The organism is Nocardia sp. NPDC058480 (assembly GCF_042720495.1).
Classification (GTDB): Bacteria; Actinomycetota; Actinomycetes; order Mycobacteriales; family Mycobacteriaceae; genus Nocardia.
Window position 1 is genome coordinate 54720 of the sequence record NZ_JBHXMN010000021.1, and the last position, 13404, is coordinate 68123.

Below are 13404 nucleotides of genomic sequence, written 5' to 3' on the forward strand. Positions count from 1 at the left end.
ATCACGGCCCGGTCAGCAGGCTGACGATCGAGCGGACGTAGGCCTGAAGCCGTTCGCGCGGATACGCTTCCGGCTCGCTCACGGCCAGCCGACCGAGCATTTCGGCGACGGTGAGGGTCGAGTTCGCGAGCAGCCCGGCATCCATGCTCGACCAGCGTGGTGACAGCGAAATTCCCATGCGGACAAGCGATTCCGCGCGCTCCAAGATATCGGCACGCGAAGCACGAAGAGCCGCACGGTATTCGTCGGGAGCGCTCGCCGGCGTGGCGAGAATCAGTCGCCAGCGGGCCGGATTCTCCAGTGCCACACCGACAAAGGCTTCGACAGTCGCCGAGGCCGCGGTCAACGGGTCGGTGTCGAGCAAGTCTTTCGGCAGCGTATCGGCGATCTGATCCAGCCCGCGTTCGCGTTCGCGTTCCAGCAGTGCTTCGACGAGTTCGGCACGGGTCTTGAACACGGTGTACAGCACCGGCTTCCCCACCCCGGCCTCCTGCGCGACGGCCTCCATGCTCAACTCGTGCAGCTCCATCCGGCCGAGCACGGTGAACGCGGCGTCGAGCAGTTGCGCGCGGCGTTGCTCCGGTGGCAGACGCGGGGCATAGCGGCGTCGCGGTCGTTGCTCCTGCGTCGCGGTCACACGCCCACCTACCTTTCTCCCCTGGACGATACCCCCGCGTCCGACCTAATCCTACGCAACCGTTGTATTCATCACACGCTATTGCTACGGTGGTGTTGTATTCACCTGTGAGGCTCTGCCTCGGCACTGCAAAGGAGCATGTGCAATGGCTTTCGATCCGTCGACCCTGCGCCGCGACGACTACGGCTTCTTCGGGCCGGACTCCCCCAGCTGGAAGGTGTGGGGGTCGCCGACCGCGCTGATCGGCTTCCAGCGCGCCGTCACCCTCGAGCACTTCGATCCGTTCCTGACCGCGGCGGTCGCCGATTCACAGGGGATCTACGACAACCCCGCGGTCCGGCTCGACCACACGCTGTCCTATTTCGTGCTGGTCGCCCTCGGTGACGGCCGCACCGCCATCCAGGCCGCCGAGCATCTGATGAAGGTGCACGCGCCGATGACGGGCATCGAACCGGTCAGCGGCAAGCGCTACAGCGCCAACAGCCCTGAGGCACAGCTGTGGATTCACGTCACCGGGTGGCATTCGGTGCTCAAGGCCTACGAGATGTACGGGCCGGGGCCGCTGAGCCCCGCCGAGGAGGACCGGTTCTGGGCCGAGTGCGTGATCGCCGCCGAGCTACAGACCTGCAAGCCCTCCGATGTTCCGCGCAACCGCGATGAAGTGCATGCCTACTTCGAACGGGTGCGGCCGCGATTGTGCGTCACCGAGCGGGCGGTGCAGGCCATGCATTACCTGCTGTGGACGCCGCCGAGCAAGGGCTTGACGTTCGCGATCGGCGCCAGACTGCTGTCACTGGCGACGATTCCCACCCTGCCGATGTGGATGCGCGAGCTGGGCCGGTTCAATCTGCCGCGCATTGCCGATATGGCGGTCCGGATTCCGGCGAAGGTGATCGCCTGGGTGGCCGCGCGCCGGGACAACTGGGTGCTGATCCACGCGGCGCCCTACATCGCGCCGATGACCGGGCAGATCTTCGCCGCGCACGCCTATTCGGCGCCGCCGGAAAACCTTTCGACGATCACCCCGCGCGATGCCCGCGAGCGCTACGGCAGCCATGGCACCCGCAGCCTGTGGGGCACCGTCACCGAAACCGCCTGAATGACACCGTGATCGAAGGAACAGGACCGGTCCTGTTCAGCTGACGCCCAGGGTGTTGATGGTGGCCGCCAGGAAAACGATGGCGCTGCCGAGCGCGGTCAGCGCGGCCACGTCGAACGGGCGGCTGCGCACGGCGAGCAACCCCACCTGCACGGTCGGCAGGCACAGCCGGAACGCGGCGGCCACCAGGGCCGCACTGCCGAAGATCAGCGCGCCGCGGCGCCACCGATCCCACGCCACGAAGCCGACCGCGATCACGATCAGCGCGGTCACCACGGTCATCGGCAGATGACTGCGCAGGTACTGCTCCCCCGCGCTCAATCGCGCGACCCGGTGCTTGCCGGTCGTCTCCGCCTCGTTCACGGGGCCGATTGTTCCAGACCGACCCGGTCCGCGACGGATTGGCCCAGTACCCTCCTTCGAGTGTTCAACGTGATGTTCCACGAGCCGGTAATCCCTCCGAACACCGGCAACGCGATTCGCTTGGTGGCGGGTACCGGGTGCGCGTTGCACCTCATCGAACCCCTCGGCTTCGACCTGTCCGAATCGAAACTCCGCCGAGCGGGCTTGGACTACCACGATCTGGCGTCGGTGACAGTCCACCCGAACCTCGACACAGCGTGGGAGTCCCTCGGCTCCCAGCGAGTTTTCGCCTTCACCACCTCGGCGACCACCCGCTACACCGACATCGCGTACCGCCCCGGCGACGTCCTGCTTTTCGGTACCGAGCCCACCGGGTTGCCACCCGAGGTTCTGGCCGACCCCCACATCACCGAGCAGGTGCGGGTACCTATGTTGCCGGGGCGGCGATCGATGAACCTGTCGAACACCGCTGCCGTCGCGGTGTACGAGGCGTGGCGGCAGCTCGGGTTCCCTGACGGGGTGTAGCCCAGATGCATGCAGATTAGCGCTACAATAGCGCTATGGCGACCATTCAGATTCGAGACATCCCCGACGAGGACGCCGAGGTCTTCCGTCGCCGGGCCGAGGCGGCGGGGATGTCCCTTCAGGCATATATGCGCCGCGAGTTGATCGCCGCGGCACGACGGCGGACCAAGACGGAAGCGATAGCGGCGATCAGGGAATCGCTGGCGAACTCCGACAGTCCAGGCGCAACGAACGAATCCATTCTCGAAGCGCTGGCAGACGCCCGTGGCGAATGAGGAATTCGTTGTCGATGCCTCCGCCGCCCTCACCGCGCTGATCCGCAAAGACGCTGTCGGCGCGGCGATCAGCCGACTGCTCGAGACGACGGTTTGCCATGCGCCGCATCTCATCGACGCCGAGATCGGCAACGTTCTACGGCGACACGAACGGGGCGGTCTGATCGATGCCAACGAGGCGGCACTCGGGTTGCGACTGGTCACCACCGTGATCGACAGTCGCTACGCACATCACGGTTGGCTGTCTGAACACGCATGGGAGCTACGCCACAGCATGACGTTCTATGACGGCCTTTACGCCGCATTGGCCGCCCGTCTCGGCATCCCATTGTTGACTGCCGACGCGAAGCTCGCCAAGGCGCACGACCTGCCATGCCGAGTCGAACTGATCAGCTGACACGCTGTGGCGACCGATCACGCCGTAGCGCTCGGTGCAGTCACATCTCGACGTCGAAGCGTTTGAATCGTGAGGTCGCGCCCGCCGACAAGCGGACGGCGGACTTGGAGACGCCGAAGTGGTCGGCGAGCAACTCGATGGCGGCCTTGTTGGCTTTGCCTTCGACGGCCGGGGCGCGGACGTAGAGGGTGAAGGTGCCGTCCTCGGCGGTTTCGACGAGCGGGCCTTTACGGCTGTTCGGTTTGATCGTCGCCCGCACTGTGGGCACCGGGGGTCTCCTTCCTGGACGCTGCCGGTTCGGCATCTGATTCGGTGGTTGCCGAGGCCGTGGCTGCTGGCGGAGTGGTGGTGGTTACCGGGCCTGCCGATCGAGTGGTGGTCGTGGGCGCTGCGCTGCGACGTCTGCGCAGGAATCGCACTGCGGCGTACAGCAATCCGCCGATCACGGCGAGGAAGCCCAACCACGGCACGGCCTTGCCGACGAAGACGATCGCGTCCTGCAACCAGTCGATCAGCGAATGCCAGCCCGCGACGATGCCGTCCCAGAAATTGTCCGGGTCGCCGGGTGCGTTCTTGTCGTCGGCGGTGAGCGTGATGGTGAGCGTCGACAACGCGACCTGATCGTCGAGGCTGCGTTTCTGCGCGGTGAGACTGTCGAGCTCGCCCTGCCTGCTCGACAGCGCCTCCTCCGCGTCGATCAGGTCGGCGGTGTTGGTGGCACCGGTGATCAGCGCTTTGAGCCGGTCGACGGAGGCTTGCAGTGCGCGGATGCGGGCGTCGAGATCCTGCCACTGCATGGTGACGTCGTCGCGATTGGTGCTCACCCGGGTGACCGTGCCGACCCCGCCGAGGCCGGTGATGAAGGCGTCGGTCTTGTCGGCGGGCACCCGGACACTGAGCACGGCGCGAGCGGCACGCTTATCGGTGCCTGGCTGTTCGGTGCGGCTGTCGATCCGGCCGTCGACGGCATCGACCTGCTCGGTGACGGTCGCGGCGGCGGCGATCGGATCGGCCGAGGTGACATCTACCGCCCCGGTGATCACCTCTTTCCGGTTCGACTGGTCCGTCGGCGCCGGGCTGTCCTTCTGCGGAGCACCCTCCCGGAACCCGGGCGTCACAACGGGCGCGGGCCCATCTAAGACGGTGGGCGCCGACGCCCGACCTGCCTTGTCCTCGCTGTCGTCATCGCCGCACCCGGCCAGGAACAGGAGTCCGAGCAACGCGATCATCACCACGGCAAGCTTGCGCATGTTCGCAGCGTAGTGCGTCAGCGGACCCCCGGCTTGCGTTCAACTCGGCGGACACATCGCCACATGCGTGCACAGCCTGGGCCGGGAAACCCTGGATGTCCCTACCCAAAGGGGCCCGCCCCGATCTGGACTGACCGGAGGGTGCGACGAAGGAGTACCCGGAGGGAGGGAAGATCGGGGCCCTCCGGGGCCCCGCTCGAGCGCGCCAGCGCTCCAAAAACTCAGCGGAAGTCGCGTGAGCGGGCGACGATAGTCAGGTCCAAGTGTTCGAGATGGTCGGCGACCAGGCTGGCGGCACCCTCGGCGTTTTGGATGCGGCCGCGGATGAGCAGGGCGGTGGCGCTCTGCGCGAGGCGGCGGTAGCGGGTCCACAGGCCGACCGAGCAGACAACGTTGACCATGCCGGTCTCGTCCTCGAGATTGAGGAAGGTGACGCCCGCGGCGGTGGCGGGGCGCTGGCGGTGGGTGACAGCGCCTGCCACCAGGATGCGGGCGCCGTCTTCGACGAGCAGTAGGTCGCAGGCGGGGACGACGCCGAGCGAATTCAGGTGGGCCCGAAGGAATTCGGTGGGGTAGGTATCGGGCGAGATGCCGGTGGCCCAGACGTCGGCGGCGGCGAGTTCGAGAGCGCTCATGCCGGGCAGGGAGGGGGCGACGGTGGCGGGACCTGTGCCGGGTAGGCGATCGGGACGCTCCACGGCCGCCGCACCCGCTGCCCACAACGCCGCCCTGCGCACGCTGCTACCGCGCGTGTCGACCAGGACGTCCAGTGCCCCTGCGGTCGCGAGCGATTCCGATTGAGCGACAGTGAGTTCCACGCGGCCGGTGAGGTCGAGCATCGAGGTGAAGGGGCCGTGTTCGGCGCGGTCGGCGACGATGCGGTCGGCGAGGTCGGTGCCGATGTGGCGCACGCCCGACAGGCCGAGCCGGATCTCGGTGCCCGCGTTCTCGAGGGTGGGTTCGGCGCGGCTGGCGTTGATATCGGGGCCGTGCACGCGGACACCGTGGCGGCGGGCGTCGGCGACCAGCGACTGTGGTGAGTAGAAACCCATCGGCTGCGCGCGCAACAGCCCGGCACAGAACGCCGCCGGATGGTGCAGCTTGAACCACGACGAATAGAACACGATCGAGGCGAAACTCTGCGAATGGCTTTCGGGGAAACCGAAATTGGCGAAGGCGTAGAGCTTCTCGTAGATGCGATCGGCGACCTCGTCGGTGATGCCGTGCAGCTCACGCATTCCCTGGTAGAGCCTGGCCTTCAACATGGCCATCTTCTCCGGCGACCGCTTCGAACCCATCGCACGCCGCAACTGGTCCGCCTCGGCCGCACTGAAACCGGCGACATCGACCGCCATCTGCATCAGCTGTTCCTGGAACAGCGGGATCCCGAGCGTGCGGGCGAGCGAGCGCTCCAGCGAGGGATGGTCGAACACCACCGGTTCCTTGCCATTACGCCTGCGGATATAGGGGTGCACCGAGCCGCCCTGAATCGGCCCCGGCCGGATCAGCGCCACCTCGACGACCAAGTCGTAGAAATTGCGGGGCTTCAGCCGGGGCAGCGTCGCCATCTGCGCACGTGACTCCACCTGGAACACCCCGATCGAGTCCGCGCGCTGCAACATCTCGTAGACGCCCGCTTCGGTGAGGTCGAGCGCGTGTAGTTCCACTGTCTCGCCCTTGTGCTCGCGCACCAGGTCGATCATGTAGTGCAGCGCCGAGAGCATGCCGAGGCCGAGCAGGTCGAACTTCACCAAACCAACTGCGGCGCAATCATCTTTGTCCCACTGCAGCACACTGCGTCCGGCCATCCGCGCCCACTCCACCGGGCACACGTCGGCGATCGGCCGATCGCAGATCACCATGCCGCCGGAGTGGATCCCCAAATGCCGTGGCAGACCGTCGAGTTCGCCCGCGAGTTCGAGAACCGCAGCCGGGATATCGGTGCCCGTCTCGGCAGCCACCCCGGACCAGCGGCTCACCTGCTTGCTCCACGCGTCCTGTTGTCCCGGCGAAAAGCCGAGTGCGCGTGCGGCATCGCGCACCGAGGACTTGCCGCGATAGGTGATCACATTCGCCACCTGCGCGGCGTAGTCGCGGCCGTACTTGGCGTAAACGTGCTGGATGGCCTCCTCGCGACGGTCTGATTCGATATCGACATCGATGTCGGGCGGCCCGTCGCGCTCGGGTGAGAGGAACCGCTCGAACAGCAGTTGGTTGCCTACGGGATCGACATTGGTGATGCCGATGGCGTAGCAGACCGCGGAGTTGGCGGCCGAACCCCGGCCCTGGCACAGGATGTCGCTGTTCTTGCAGAACTCGACGATGTCGTGCACCACCAGGAAGTAGCCGGGAAAGTTCAGGTCCGCGATCACCGCCAGTTCGTGGTCGATCTGCTCATACGCCTTGGGGTTTCGTTCCGCCGACCCGTAGCGCCGCGCCGCGCCCGCATAGGCGAGGTGGCGCAGCCAGGAGTTCTCGTCGTGGCCTGGGGGCACCTCGAACGGGGGCAGATTCGGGGCGATCAATCCCAGGTCGAACGCGCATTCGCGAGCCAGCACCGCCGCGTTCGACACCGCGTGCGGGTAGTCGGCGAACAGGTGCGCCATCTCCGCGCCCGAACGCAGGTGCGCGCCGCCGGTGGGGGCGAGCCAGCCCGCTATCTCGTCGAGACTGCTCCTGGCCCGGATCGCGGCCAGCGCCATCGCGCGGCGGCGCTGCGCCGGGGACGCGAAATGCGCACCGGTGGTGGCGAGTACCGGAACATCGAGCCGATCGGCCAGCGCGATCAGCAGGGCGTTGCGCTCGTCGTCGGTGGCGATACCGTGATGAGTGAGCTCCACACTCACCCGGTCGACACCGAACCGTTCGATCAGATCTCGCAGCGCCACTTCCGCTTTCGGCAACTTCGTGTCGCCGGCACCCAGGTCGTACTCGAGCGCGGTACGCAGGTGCCCTTTTCTGCAACCGGTGAGCACATGCCAGTGCCCACCCGCCGCCGCGGCGAGCGTGTCCAGGTCGTACCGCAGCACCCCCTTCTCCCCTGCGGCCATATGCGCCGCCGCCATCTCCCGCGACAGCCGCCGATACCCTTCCTGCCCCCTGGCGAGGATCAGCAGATGCGGGCCCCGGGGGTCGGGAGATCCCGTGCGCGGCAGGGAGTCCGGCGCGGATGCGTGCCCGCTTCCCGGCTCGACCGATCCACTGGCATCGCGCATATCGCCGTCCGCCGTGTCGCCCATCGACCCATCAGCACCTGCTTCGCGCGCCTGCGCTCGACCGGCGCCCGGCGTGACACGCACTCCGCCCCGAGGTACAGAACGGCGCCGGACCGCATCCCCTCGGCCCGGCGCCGCCTCCGCATCGGTTCCCAGTGACAGTTCGGCACCGAAAACCGTTGGCATTCCCCATTCCCTGGCCGCCTCGGCGAACCGGACGGTCCCGTAGAACCCGTTGTGGTCGGTGAGCGCGAGCGCTTCCAGACCGAGCCGCACCGCCTCCTCCACCAGCTCCTCCGGCTGACTCGCGCCGTCGAGGAAGCTGTAGGCGGAGTGCGTGTGCAACTCCGCGTAGGGCACCGTCGGGCCGGTCGGCCGGTCGAGCCCGGCGGCGTGGTACTCGCCCCGCTTGCGCGACCAGGCCGGACTGTCGCCGCCGTCGCCTGGGTGCAAGTCCTGCGCGGGTCTGCCGCTCGGCTTGCCCGAGAGTACCCGCTCCAGCTCCGACCAGGTCGGCGGACCGTTGCTCCAGCCCATGCACCCGCTCCTCTCACGACCCCCGCATCACCGAACCCCTTTCCTGTTGCCGGACAACTCAATTCGCGGGCAAGCGCTCCATCGACCGCGATTCCAGCGCGGCCTCCACATGGCCGAGACCCGTGCGGATCACCGCGCCGTAGGCATCGTTGGCGAGCACGTCCAGGTGCCCGCGCGCGATAGCCAATTGCATCCGCGCCATCTCGAAGTCACCGACGCGGCGATGACTGTCGGCCAGGTTCAGATACAGCGAGGGCAGGAACCCGCGCAGCCCCTCGTCGAGCGGGATGCCCGGCCCGAACACCGCGGCGAGCGCCCGCTGATCCCACAGCAACGCACCCTCCGGCAACTCCTGCACATCCGCCAGGTGATGTGCCACCACGCAGCGATGCAACGGGTCGCCGCCTTCCCCTATTTCTCTCCACAGCCTGGTCAGCGCCGCGCGCGCCGCATCCGGGTCGCCACCGCCGAGCCGCACCGCGGCATAGATGTCCGCCATCCGATCGTCCGCCATGCGCACCAGTATCGCACATACGTTCGAATATTAGCGAGAGACATTCGAACATATTTTCGAGTTTCTCGAAGAGCCTGGCCCTGGAACTTACTTCGGAGTAAGTTCGGAGGTAACGAGCTGCAAAGGAGCAGTGATGTCTCAGGTTTCTCCAGGTGAACAGGGCCGCAAGCGGCGCGATCTCACCGGCAGGCACATCGTGATCACCGGCGCGTCCTCCGGGATCGGGCGGGCCGCCGCGCTCTCGGTCGCCGACAAGGGCGGTGTCGTGTTCCTCCTCGCCCGCCGCGCCGACGAACTGGCCGCGGTGGTCACCGAGATCGTCGACGCGGGCGGACGGGCCTACGGCTACCCGTGCGATGTCACCGATTCCGAATCCGTCGATTCGGTCGTCAAGGCCATTCTCGAGCAGCACGGCCACGTCGACATGCTGGTCAACAACGCGGGCCGTTCCATCCGCCGCGCCATCCACCGCTCCACCGACCGCCTGCACGACTTCGAACGCACCATGGCGGTCAACTACTTCGGCGCACTGCGGATAACCCTCGCGCTGCTGCCACAGATGCGCGAGCGCGGCTTCGGCCACATCGTCAACATCTCCAGCACCGGCGTGCAGGTGGCCGCACCCCGCTTCGCCGCCTACCTCGCAAGCAAGGCAGCCCTGGACAAGTTCACCGAGGTGGCCGCGGTCGAAACCCTCGCCGACGGAGTCACTTTCACCACCATCCACATGCCGTTGGTGCGCACGCCGATGATCGCCCCCAGTGGCGAACAGGGCCGCTCCGAATCCCCCGAGTGGGCCGCCGGCACGATCGTCCGTGCCCTCGCCGAACGCCCCAAACGCATCGACGTCCCCCTCGGCACCATCGCCGAATACGGCGGCATCCTCACCCCCAAACTCCGTGACCGCATCATGCACCGCTACTATCGCTCGCTCCCGGATTCCCCTGCGGCCAAGGGCGAGTCGGCCGAAGACACCGCCGTCCCGGCCACCCGATCAGATCCGAAACCCCGTTCCGCCGCCCGAAAATTCACCGGCACCGCCCTGCGCCGCGCGGCCCGCTGGGTGCCCGGCACGCACTGGTAGCCGGCGTAATCGCGCCGTGGGCGATTAGGCCGACTCTCGGCCCCGTCGTAGCGTGCCGCCACCAGACGATCCCACAACCGGTGACAAGGGCGTTGTGCTCGGCGGCGCTAGTTCTCGGGACCGAGATCGAGGGTGAAGTGGTGGGCGGTGATGGTCAGGTGGTGGCGCATATAGAGGCGGTGGGCGGCGGCTCGGGCCGGGCCGACGCCGGAGTCCAGGTGGATCGCCGCGCAGTCCAGGCGCCTGGCCTCGGCGGTGAGCCAGTCCAGCAGGTGGTCGGCGTGGCCTCGACCGCGCACCGCGGGGAGGGTGGACACATCGTCGATGTAGAGATGGTGGCCCCAGGCGGTGGAGTGGGATTCGCGGAAGCCCGCCACCGAAAGCGCTGTCGGAGAACCTGGTTCGAAGCTACCGACCAACCGGTAGCCCGCGGGGCGCAGTTCGGTGTCGATGAACTCGGCCAGCCGGGTTGCCGTCTCCCACTGTGGGCGAAGCTCCAGTAGAGCCTGGCCCGCCAGCTCGGTGTCGTCCTTGCCGATTTCCCGGATGTCGATCATGGAGTCGACGTTAGGGCCGCCGGGTGATCGCACGGGAGAGCCAATCCGCCGCAGTTCCGATAGTCCACCGACGTTGCCGGTCCGGCGCGCACTGGTTGATCGTCCCCGCGACCGTCAGCGGTCGGCGGACGGTGCGGGCTGGGTGGCGAATGGCCCGGAGAGTTGTTCTACGGCAGCGGGTTCCAGGTAGGTGGCTGGTTTGGGGGCTGCGCCGCAGCTGGCTTGGCGGGGGGCGGCGGGGACGGTGCGGGCGGTGACGCGCCAGCGGCGGCCGTCGCGGTGGGTGACGATGGCGGCGCCCGCCATGGTCGGGTCATGGGTGGGAGCCTGATCGGGGTGGACGGTGAGGTCGGTGGCATTGGCCGGGATCTGTTCGCGCACAGCGACTTCGGCGAGCTGGGAGATCGGTGGGTAGCAGCTGCGGCCGCGGAGACCGGTCAGGGAGACCTCGCCGACGTCGGCCGCTTCGAGCATCGCCTTGGCGGCAGTGGCGTCGACGCGGCCGTAGGTGAGGCCGGAGGGAAGCAGGACGACCGCGGGGGCGAAGCGGTGACCGCCGGTGTGCGAGGCCTCCCAGACCCGGCCCGGGTAATCGGCGGCCATGGCGGCGGCGATCGGGCGGCCCAGCAGGGCACAGCACTGGTCGCGTTTGCCGTGGGCGCAGACCAAGACCACCGAATCATCCACACGCACACCGATTCCCGGGGGTGGTCCGTCGACGAGATGCAGGTCTATGTCGAAGAGCTGGCGCAAGTCGGTGATCTCGAACCGCTCACACCAGGAACCCTCCGGCCGCGAACTGACCAGCAGCACAGTGCGGGTACCGGTGAACTCGTTGCGGCCGGGGCGGCGGATCAGCGTCGGCCGAACCTGCGCCGCTGACGTACGCGCCGCCAGTTCAGCGGTGATCTCCGGACCGAGCACCTCATCACCGATCACATCACCGCCCCACGCACCGGGATGCTCGATACACAGCCATCCGGTGAAGTGCCCCGCGGTACCGAGAAGCGGAATGTCGGCAGCGGCCGCCGTACACAACATGCCCTCGAATGGGTTCACAGCGCTCCTCCCGCGACCGAGCCTTCCGGGGCTATCCCGGACAAGCGTCGTTTCACTCTAGAACCGAGCGCGCGGACCGAGTCGACGCCCACCCCACACCCGCACCACACTGAGCGAGGACCGCCGCGCCACGAACCCGAGCTACGGGAGATGAGCGGCTCGGTGGCCTACTCGTAGACGCCCTCGGCGTGCCATTGCGCCGCGTCAAAGACGAGGAGGACGGCGCGAATTTCGGTCGGGTCGGCGTCGAGCTGGACTTGGACGCGCACGGCCAGCGAGGTGGGTTCGGCGGTGGACCACCAGCGTTCGGTGATCGGCCATGGGCCCGCCCAGCCCAGCAGCGCCCACTGCTTGCTGCCCCAGCGCAGGCTGGTGGGGGTGGCGGTGAACAGGCCGCGATCGGTGACCAGGACGGGGGTGCCGTCGTCGGCGGTCAGGTGCACGATCGGGCGGTGCAGCAGGAGCAAGGTGGGGGCGGGTTCGGGAAGTCGACCGGGCCAGGGCTGGGTGGGGTCGGCGGCAGGGGTCAGTTCGTCGCCGAGGGCGATCATGGTGATGCGTTCGGCGGGGCCGCGCCCGCCGCTGAGCACACCGATGCGGACCGCTTCGCCGCCGAGCAGTCCCTGCACGCGGACCAGGGCGCGGCGGGCACGCTCGGTTTCCTCGCCCTCGCCACCCCACAGACCCAGTTGCAGGGCACCGGCGGCGACCACCTCCACCGGCTCCAGCGTGAGCGTGACGATCGGGCCGGTGGGGCGGGCGCGGTGGGTGAGCCAGCCGTCGAGTTGCCAGCGGACGCGGTCGGCGGTGTCGGCGGGGGTGAGCGGGCGGGCGCAGCGCCAGATCCTGGTCAGCTCCTCGCCCGCCTCGGTGCGCGCGGTCACGGCGAGCCTGGTGCAGGCCACGCCCGCCGCCGACAGCACCGCGTGCAGCCGGGTGGACAGTTGCCTGCCCGCGAACGCGGCCGCGTCGACCCGGTCGATGGGCGGATCGCAAGCCAGCTCGACGGTCAGTTCCGGGGCGGGGCGCCGCGCCGACGGCGGGCGTTCCGGCAGCGCCCGGGCGGTGCGATGGGCGAGCACGGCGTCGGCGCCGAATCGGGAGGCCACTTCGGCGGGAGCCAGGCGCGCGAAATCTCCGATGCGGCGCAATCCCAAGCGGCGCAACAGATCTACCAAATCCTTGCGCTCCGGCGCGGCCAAGCTCGGTTCCACGGCGAGCTCCGAGACCGGGAGCGGAGCGAGGTACTGCGCGCCCTCCCCCGGCACCACGATCGCCCCGCGCCGCGCCGCGATCACCGCCGTCGAGATGACATCGGCGATCCCGATCTGCGCCTCGGCCCCCGCTACGGCGACCGCGTCGATCAACCGCACCACCGCGGCCTCCTCGGAGCCGAAATACCGTGCGGCACCATGTGCCCCGAGCACAATGAGCCCCGGCCGCAACACCTCGACCCCCGGCACCGTCGCATCGACAGCACCGACCACCAGCTCGAACAATCGCGCGTCCCGATCCGGATCGTCCTGCACAACAACAAGTCCCGGACAACACCCCTGCGCATCCCGACGCCGCATCCCGCGCCGTACTCCCTCGGCCCGCGCGATCGCCGAACACGCCACCACCGAATTTCCCCGCAGCACAGCGATCGGCCGCTCCGCCGACACACCCTCCACCGCGGCCGCCGCCACCGCGGGCCAGTCCAAGCACCACACCGCCAGCACCCGATCGACGCGCGTCACGACGACACCACCGATCCACCCGCCACACCACGCGCGAACGAGCCACCAGCCGACTCGGGCACCACACCGTCAACGCGCGTCACCGCCGATCCGCATGCCACACCGAGACCGAACGAGCCACCACCAGAATGCGGTAGGCAATCGCAACGGTGA

14 protein-coding genes are annotated in these 13404 nt (G+C 68.2%); 5 read left to right on the forward strand and 9 right to left on the reverse strand.

All coding sequences use genetic code 11. The features are described 5' to 3' along the window. Position 1 precedes the first annotated feature (1 nt). Entirely contained in the window at positions 2-637 is a 636-nt protein-coding gene (locus ACFWO8_RS30685; RefSeq protein WP_378971566.1) for a TetR/AcrR family transcriptional regulator, read from the reverse strand. A 145-nt stretch (positions 638-782) separates the two neighbouring features. Here ACFWO8_RS30685 and ACFWO8_RS30690 point away from each other — a divergent pair, with 145 nt between their 5' ends. Beyond that, entirely contained in the window at positions 783-1736 is a 954-nt protein-coding gene (locus tag ACFWO8_RS30690; protein WP_378971575.1) for an oxygenase MpaB family protein, read from the forward strand. 36 nt (positions 1737-1772) lie between these two features. Here the strand turns inward: ACFWO8_RS30690 and ACFWO8_RS30695 are convergent, their stop codons facing one another. After that, the gene (locus ACFWO8_RS30695) at positions 1773-2099 is read right to left on the reverse strand and encodes a DUF3017 domain-containing protein (protein WP_235569656.1); all 327 of its coding nucleotides are present in this window, start codon (positions 2097-2099) and stop codon (positions 1773-1775) included. 60 nt (positions 2100-2159) lie between these two features. On the opposite strand from ACFWO8_RS30695, the gene ACFWO8_RS30700 reads away from it, so the two are divergent. From ACFWO8_RS30700 to ACFWO8_RS30710, 3 genes are read left to right on the forward strand one after another with little or no spacing between them, the layout of a single operon-like run. Then, positions 2160-2624, forward strand: a complete 465-nt coding sequence (locus tag ACFWO8_RS30700) for a tRNA (cytidine(34)-2'-O)-methyltransferase (RefSeq protein ID WP_378971581.1) — start codon at positions 2160-2162, stop codon at positions 2622-2624. Between the two features lie 35 nt (positions 2625-2659). Further along, entirely contained in the window at positions 2660-2899 is a 240-nt protein-coding gene (locus ACFWO8_RS30705) for an antitoxin (protein WP_378971586.1), read from the forward strand. Next, entirely contained in the window at positions 2889-3296 is a 408-nt protein-coding gene (locus ACFWO8_RS30710) for a type II toxin-antitoxin system VapC family toxin (RefSeq protein ID WP_378971589.1), read from the forward strand. The genes ACFWO8_RS30705 and ACFWO8_RS30710 overlap by 11 nt, the downstream gene beginning before the upstream one ends. 40 nt (positions 3297-3336) lie before the next feature. On the opposite strand, the gene ACFWO8_RS30715 is transcribed toward ACFWO8_RS30710, so the two are convergent. The 4 genes from ACFWO8_RS30715 to ACFWO8_RS30730 form a co-directional block, all read right to left on the reverse strand. Next, complete coding sequence (locus ACFWO8_RS30715; RefSeq protein WP_378971594.1) at positions 3337-3564, reverse strand: DUF167 domain-containing protein; 228 nt, start codon at positions 3562-3564, stop codon at positions 3337-3339. Then, positions 3524-4546 (reverse strand): DUF4349 domain-containing protein, encoded by a 1023-nt coding sequence (locus ACFWO8_RS30720; RefSeq protein WP_378971599.1) that lies wholly within the window; start codon positions 4544-4546, stop codon positions 3524-3526. The genes ACFWO8_RS30715 and ACFWO8_RS30720 overlap by 41 nt, the downstream gene beginning before the upstream one ends. A 221-nt stretch (positions 4547-4767) precedes the next feature. After that, positions 4768-8298, reverse strand: a complete 3531-nt coding sequence (locus ACFWO8_RS30725; RefSeq protein WP_378971602.1) for an error-prone DNA polymerase — start codon at positions 8296-8298, stop codon at positions 4768-4770. Between the two features lie 58 nt (positions 8299-8356). Beyond that, entirely contained in the window at positions 8357-8812 is a 456-nt protein-coding gene (locus tag ACFWO8_RS30730; RefSeq protein WP_378971606.1) for a hypothetical protein, read from the reverse strand. Between the two features lie 133 nt (positions 8813-8945). Here ACFWO8_RS30730 and ACFWO8_RS30735 point away from each other — a divergent pair, with 133 nt between their 5' ends. Then, positions 8946-9896 carry an SDR family NAD(P)-dependent oxidoreductase gene (locus ACFWO8_RS30735; RefSeq protein WP_378971612.1) on the forward strand — a complete coding sequence of 317 codons (951 nt, stop codon included), beginning with the start codon at positions 8946-8948 and terminating at the stop codon, positions 9894-9896. 107 nt (positions 9897-10003) lie between these two features. On the opposite strand, the gene ACFWO8_RS30740 is transcribed toward ACFWO8_RS30735, so the two are convergent. From ACFWO8_RS30740 to ACFWO8_RS30750, 3 genes are all read right to left on the reverse strand, one after another. Then, on the reverse strand, positions 10004-10453 hold the full coding sequence (locus ACFWO8_RS30740; protein ID WP_378971625.1) for a GNAT family N-acetyltransferase: 450 nt from the start codon (positions 10451-10453) through the stop codon (positions 10004-10006). A gap of 114 nt (positions 10454-10567) precedes the next feature. Then, positions 10568-11494: a sucrase ferredoxin gene (locus ACFWO8_RS30745; protein ID WP_378971810.1), complete on the reverse strand. Its 927-nt coding sequence runs from the start codon at positions 11492-11494 to the stop codon at positions 10568-10570. A 185-nt stretch (positions 11495-11679) separates the two neighbouring features. Next, positions 11680-13251, reverse strand: a complete 1572-nt coding sequence (locus ACFWO8_RS30750) for a DNA polymerase Y family protein (RefSeq protein ID WP_378971630.1) — start codon at positions 13249-13251, stop codon at positions 11680-11682. Between the last annotated feature and the right edge of the window lie 153 nt (positions 13252-13404).

Excerpts from the sequence above, each read along its gene's own strand:
- ACFWO8_RS30690 (WP_378971575.1), top strand. The coding sequence starts at position 783 with ATGGCTTTCGATCCGTCGACCCTGCGCCGCGACGACTACGGCTTCTTC.
- ACFWO8_RS30705 (WP_378971586.1), top strand. The coding sequence starts at position 2,660 with ATGGCGACCATTCAGATTCGAGACATCCCCGACGAGGACGCCGAGGTC.
- ACFWO8_RS30720 (WP_378971599.1), bottom strand. The coding sequence starts at position 4,546 with ATGCGCAAGCTTGCCGTGGTGATGATCGCGTTGCTCGGACTCCTGTTC.
- ACFWO8_RS30725 (WP_378971602.1), bottom strand. The coding sequence starts at position 8,298 with ATGGGCTGGAGCAACGGTCCGCCGACCTGGTCGGAGCTGGAGCGGGTA.
- ACFWO8_RS30730 (WP_378971606.1), bottom strand. The coding sequence starts at position 8,812 with ATGGCGGACGATCGGATGGCGGACATCTATGCCGCGGTGCGGCTCGGC.
- ACFWO8_RS30735 (WP_378971612.1), top strand. The coding sequence starts at position 8,946 with ATGTCTCAGGTTTCTCCAGGTGAACAGGGCCGCAAGCGGCGCGATCTC.
- ACFWO8_RS30740 (WP_378971625.1), bottom strand. The coding sequence starts at position 10,453 with ATGATCGACATCCGGGAAATCGGCAAGGACGACACCGAGCTGGCGGGC.
- ACFWO8_RS30745 (WP_378971810.1), bottom strand. The coding sequence starts at position 11,494 with ATGTTGTGTACGGCGGCCGCTGCCGACATTCCGCTTCTCGGTACCGCG.